General features: G+C 48.6%; 5 protein-coding genes. 3 read left to right on the plus strand and 2 right to left on the minus strand.

What is annotated here, in order from left to right:
- Together VN105_RS20735 and VN105_RS20740 are read left to right on the plus strand one after the other, a co-directional pair.
- Positions 1-885, plus strand: an 885-nt coding sequence (locus VN105_RS20735) for a right-handed parallel beta-helix repeat-containing protein (RefSeq protein WP_325643771.1), incomplete at its 5' end; no start/stop codon positions are given.
- A 130-nt stretch (positions 886-1,015) separates the two neighbouring features.
- Positions 1,016-1,303 (plus strand): hypothetical protein, encoded by a 288-nt coding sequence (locus VN105_RS20740; protein ID WP_325643775.1) that lies wholly within the window; start codon positions 1,016-1,018, stop codon positions 1,301-1,303.
- A gap of 12 nt (positions 1,304-1,315) precedes the next feature.
- On the opposite strand, the gene VN105_RS20745 is transcribed toward VN105_RS20740, so the two are convergent.
- Positions 1,316-1,612 carry a DUF1801 domain-containing protein gene (locus tag VN105_RS20745; protein ID WP_325643776.1) on the minus strand — a complete coding sequence of 99 codons (297 nt, stop codon included), beginning with the start codon at positions 1,610-1,612 and terminating at the stop codon, positions 1,316-1,318.
- Between the two features lie 201 nt (positions 1,613-1,813).
- On the opposite strand from VN105_RS20745, the gene katG reads away from it, so the two are divergent.
- On the plus strand, positions 1,814-4,090 hold the full coding sequence (gene katG / locus VN105_RS20750; protein WP_325643777.1) for a catalase/peroxidase HPI: 2,277 nt from the start codon (positions 1,814-1,816) through the stop codon (positions 4,088-4,090).
- Positions 4,091-4,172: 82 nt separating this feature from the next.
- Here the strand turns inward: katG and VN105_RS20755 are convergent.
- On the minus strand, positions 4,173-5,916 hold a 1,744-nt coding region (locus tag VN105_RS20755; protein ID WP_325643778.1), incomplete at its 5' end, for a T9SS type A sorting domain-containing protein.

The raw sequence follows: 5,916 nt of genomic DNA on the forward strand, positions 1-5,916 counted from the left end.
GCGGTAGCGCTGGCCAGTGGTTTTTCGGGGAAAGAGCCGGTTACCATAAAGCTTGCACCCGGACTGTATACGCTTACCCGGCAACTGCTGATATCTCCTTTCCCTATAAAAAACGATACGGTAGCCTATACCATTGAAGCCGCTATTTTGCCGGACGACAGCGGTTGGCTGCCCTCCAGCATGCCGGTGATACAATCTGTTTCTCCCAACAATAAAAACTACGGGCACTTCGACCATTGTATCGGGATCCAGGTGGAAAGAAATAATACCTGTTTTAAAGGATTGAAATTCCTTGGCAACACCCACCCCGCCGTGGTATACTATTATGCCATTGAAAGGCACAGGCCGGAACTGAAAAACATGAAGATATCGCAATGCTATTTTATTGGCAGTAAAAATGCGGCGCCTATGCAGGGCGCTGTGTTTGCCCAGGGCAGCGGTATTAATATAGATCATTGTATCTTTTATGAGTGCAGGAATGCGCTTTTACTGTTCCTGGATGTAAACGGTTTTTCACTTACCCATTCCATTATTTACGGCGCTTATGAAGGCGCTATATGGTTCGGGAAATATTCCGACTTTGTTTTCAGAGATAATATTATCGCCCATAACAACTGCTTCTGGGTAAGTATGAAAGACTATCAGCCGCATTATGTTTTTGCCAATTCACTGATTACGGAAAATGTTATTGATATGGGTTTAAATAATAACGGGGTGATTGAAAAAGACGGCTCCAATATGCCGGAAACAAACAACGTACAGCGATCAGGCAAAGTATTGCTGAATGAGATCAATAAAGACACCATTCCTGTCGACCATCTGCACCTGTTGCCCGCTTCGGCTGGCAGGGATATTCCCGCGGGGATATTTAAAAACGGCCGCTGATTGTCCATTTCCGGACACCCCTTGCCCATGCATGAACAATTATCGAAAATTGCTATACATAACTGAATATGCTGTGTGCGGCCCGGTTATGGCAGCTTTATTGCGGGCATTTTCACATAACATCATTAATATGAGTCATATTGTAATTCCTATTCCACCGCTCCCCGGCAAACAGGAGATTGAAGTGGAGGTAACGATCAACAACCAGAAGCAGCAGCTGCATTATCGTGTGGAACTGTTTTACTGGGATGATTGCTCCAACCCCATGGGACACCGGGCGGATTGTATCAGTGAAATGCTGTCGCATCATGATCCTGAATGGATGGTATATTATATCGGCGCCCCTACCGATAAGTTTGTGCCGATCACCTTTGTGAGCAAAGAAAGCAGGAAATTATTGCAGATGCCAAAAGTGTAGACCAGCCAATACCTACAGCAAACGTTCCAGCATAGCTTTGCGCTTCACAATATTTTTATAATCCCATTGTATGTTTGCCGACTTTTCGAGCCATCGTTTTAAGAGGTCCGGATCCACCTGCTTTGCATCGGTGTAGCGGGCCTCCGCTGCTTTGAATGTTCCTTCCGGTTGCAGACCATCTTCATCAAAAGACTGCCCGCTCCAAAACAGCAGGCGTACGCTATTTTTCAACTTGCTGTAACCAACAATAGGATTACCATTGAGGAACCAAACCGGGTGACGATGCCAGATGTTAACCCTCTTGTTCATTTTTCTTCCTTTACTTATCTTTCCATTACATTATAAATAATACCCCGGATCAACAGCGCGGACCAGCAACACCCTTATAGATTTTAACTATTGAAAGATAGAAATTAATTGAGTTCATTTATTTCATAATACCGTTATCTTTATCATCCTGCACAGATACAAGGTGCAAGTAATTGTTCACTCAATACAAAACCTGTAAACATGGGAAAAGAATCAAACGACATCAGTAAATGCCCTTTTCATAATGGCAGCATGAAACACAATGTTGGCGGCGGTGGTACCAGGAATCGCGATTGGTGGCCTAACCAATTAAAATTAAGTATCCTGCGGCAGCACTCGCCCTCGTCGAACCCGATGGGCGACGACTTCAACTACGCCGAAGCATTTAAAAGCCTCGACCTGGAAGCAGTGAAAAAAGACCTTCATGCACTGATGACCGACTCACAGGACTGGTGGCCGGCCGACTTCGGGCATTATGGTCCGTTATTCATCCGCATGGCATGGCATAGTGCAGGTACCTATCGTGTGGGTGATGGCCGTGGTGGCGCCGGTTCAGGACAGCAACGTTTTGCCCCGCTGAACAGCTGGCCCGATAATGTGAGTCTTGATAAAGCCCGCAGGCTGCTATGGCCTATTAAACAGAAATATGGCCGCAATCTTTCCTGGGCCGACCTGTTGATCCTTACCGGTAATATAGCACTGGAATCAATGGGCTTTAAAACGTTTGGTTTTGCAGGCGGACGTGCAGATGTATGGGAACCGGATGAAGATGTATACTGGGGTTCTGAAACTACCTGGCTGGGTGGCGATATCCGCTATGCGCACGGCTCTCATGGTGTGCAGGAAGGCCACGGCGTACTGGTATCTGACGATGATGCCGATGGTGATATCCACTCCCGTAACCTGGAAAAGCCGCTGGCTGCTGTACAGATGGGCCTGATCTACGTGAACCCTGAGGGCCCCGACGGCAATCCTGATCCCATTGCAGCTGCGAAAGATATCCGCGATACTTTTGGCCGCATGGCCATGAACGATGAAGAAACAGTAGCCCTTATAGCCGGTGGCCATAGCTTCGGCAAAACCCATGGCGCCGCACCTGCTACCCACGTAGGCAAAGAACCCGAAGCCGCCGGCCTGGAACTGCAGGGCCTCGGCTGGAGCAACAGCTACGGCTCCGGTAAAGGCGCTGACACCATTACCAGCGGACTGGAAGTAATATGGACAAAAACGCCCACCCAATGGAGCAATAATTTCTTCGAAAACCTTTTCGGTTTTGAATGGGAGCTTACGAAAAGCCCTGCCGGTGCACACCAATGGGTAGCTAAAGACGCTGAAGGCATTATTCCCGACGCGTACGACGCCTCCAAAAAGCATCGGCCTACCATGCTTACTACCGACCTCTCTTTACGGTTTGATCCTGCTTACGAAAAAATATCCAGGCGCTTCCTGGAAAAGCCGGAAGAATTTGCAGACGCTTTCGCCCGTGCATGGTTTAAGTTAACGCACCGCGATATGGGTCCCCGTGCACGTTATCTCGGTCCTGATGTACCGCAGGAAGTACTGCTCTGGCAGGATCCTATTCCTGACGTGGATCACCCGCTGGTAAATGAAAGTGATGTTACAGCGCTCAAAGCAAAAGTGCTGGCATCCGGACTTAGCGTATCCGAACTGGTGTCTGTTGCATGGGCTTCTGCAGCTACTTTCCGTGGCTCGGATAAACGTGGCGGCGCCAACGGCGCACGTATCCGCCTGGCTCCGCAGAAATTCTGGGCGGTGAATAATCCGCCGCAACTGCAGAAGGTGCTGAGCGCGCTTGAAGGTATCCAGAAAGAATTTAACGGCGCACAAAAAGACGGCAAAAAGATCTCCCTGGCAGACCTCATCGTGCTGGCCGGCGCTGCGGCTATTGAAAAAGCAGCGAAAGATGCCGGTAATACGGTAACCGTTCCATTTACACCCGGCCGTATGGATGCTTCGCAGGAACAAACAGATGTTGAATCAGTCGGTTACCTGGAACCTTCCGCAGATGGTTTCCGCAACTACCGCAAGTCAAGATCTGCCGCTCCTACGGAAGCGCTGCTGATAGACAAAGCCCAGCAGCTTACGCTTACTGCACCTGAATTAACTGTGCTGCTCGGCGGTTTGCGCGTGCTGAACATTAACTTTGACGGTGCTAAACATGGTGTGTTTACAGCACGTCCGGGCGTACTTACCAACGACTTCTTTATAAACCTGCTTGATATGCGCACGGCATGGAAAGCCCTGTCGGACGACCAGGAATTGTACGAAGGCACCGACCGCGCTACCGGTGCAGCAAAATGGACCGCCACCCGCGCCGATCTCGTGTTTGGCTCCAATGCAGAACTGAGAGTAATTGCTGAAGTTTATGGCAGCGCTGATGCACAGGAAAAATTTGTGAAAGACTTCGTAGCTGTTTGGAATAAGGTGATGAACCTCGACCGGTTTGATTTAGCCTGATATGGATTTCAATAACAGAAAATGGCCATCTTCTATGTGTAATTTCAACATAGAAGATGGCCTTTCCTTTTTTACATCTCCCCTAACGCTTAATAAACTTACGGGTATAACTTGTTTCTTCTGACCTTACTTTTAAGATATAAGTGCCGGGTACCAGTTCGGCAATGTCAATCGATATCCCGGATACTATCTTCAAACGCTGACCTTTGTTATTATATACTTCGAGTACCGCATTATTATTCAGCCCACTCACATAAAGCCTGGTAGTAGCGGGGTTGGGATACAACAGGATATCCCTGCCTGTTTTTAATTTCCCGGCAACCGGGGCACCCTTTTGATATTCAGCAGTGAATGTTTCCTCCACGCCTGTAATCACTGCGCCCGAACTATCAATTTCAGGCAAGCCGTTTTCTTCACGCAGCAACTGGAAAAGATGATCCGGCCGTACTACGATATGGTTTGAATCCAGGGTATTCATCACGTTCTTAAAGTTAGTAGGCTTTACATCCTGCCAGGGTTGGGCCTGTATAATAATAAATCGCGGCGATGCTCCATTCCATCCTGCAGAAGCGGAAGCGATGGCGTCTTTCATGGCCTGCTCCCCGGTACAATAGTTACAGGAAAGCGGCATTCCCGGTAAACGCTGGTTATAAATGCTAAGCGGGCCACCCGTATTCTGGGCGGTTAAACCAAGCAATGAAGGTGCATAAGTAGCAAAGCTCTCCCCAACATTCTGGTTGATGCCACCTGTGATCGTATTCCAGATTGTAAGCACCCCGAACCCCGCTCTTTTATTGTAATCCTCTGTTTTAATAACAAACTGGTTTAACGTATTCTGATCCGGGAAATTATTGGGATACGTATATCCATACCCGGAGGGGCCTGAAATCAGGTTATCATTGTCTGTAGAAGTTTGATGATAATAGTTTAACGCTCCCGGCATAGCGTCGAGCATGGCTGGCGACAGGGTCCATCCCATAGGCACCGAGCCACGATCGGGATTACTCCACAGCTTGCGCATCAGGTGTTCCACGTATTGAAGGTTATCACCGTCGCTTAGTATAAATGCCACATAGATCTTGTTTTTCAGCGTTGGTTTCGGAGGAACGGGCTTAACATGAACGGTTCTGGGCATACCGCTGTGCACCGTTAAATTGGTAGCATAATCACTTGCCACAGTGGCTATGCCATAGCTGGATGCCCGGGTGATACCCGCGCCTTCTTCGGGCCACCAGCCCATGTATACTGACCCTGCCGGCATAGAAGATAAGAAGCTGTTCAGCAAAGCACTTTCACCGCTTACAGCAGGATCCAGCCATATTACGGCGGCCCCCAATGCGCTGGCGTATTCCCGCAGGGAACCCTGGTGCAGCTCGGGGCTTAACCCGATGAGCACGCGGTGATCCATTGTGGGCCAGTAGGTGTTGTACAGTGTTTGATATACCTGAAGATTACTGGTAAACTGGCCCCGCAAATCCAGCAATATGGGTAAATTATAAGGCGCTGCTGTTAACTTCGGTAATAAGGAAGGCGAAGCAATGAGCGCTTTTTTATCTTTTGCAAGCGTTGTTGCCAGGTTTACAGTGGCCGTTTGCGCGGGGTCGTACACAATAAGACCGGATATTTCACTGCGGTATTTTGTGATCAGTTCCCACTTGTCTGTATGTTCTGTCCATGTTAAACCCAGGGATTGCATCCAGGCATATGGTCCTTCTGCAAAAGCGTCGCCTTCATAGGAGAATACACGTGGCTGTGTTATGTTCACAATGCCTTTCAGGGAACTAAACAGGTAAACTTCCGCGGCGGCGTCATTTTGTTGCTGCTGC

The sequence above is a fragment of the Chitinophaga sp. genome (assembly GCF_035564935.1).
In the GTDB taxonomy this organism is placed as follows: Bacteria; Bacteroidota; Bacteroidia; order Chitinophagales; family Chitinophagaceae; genus Chitinophaga.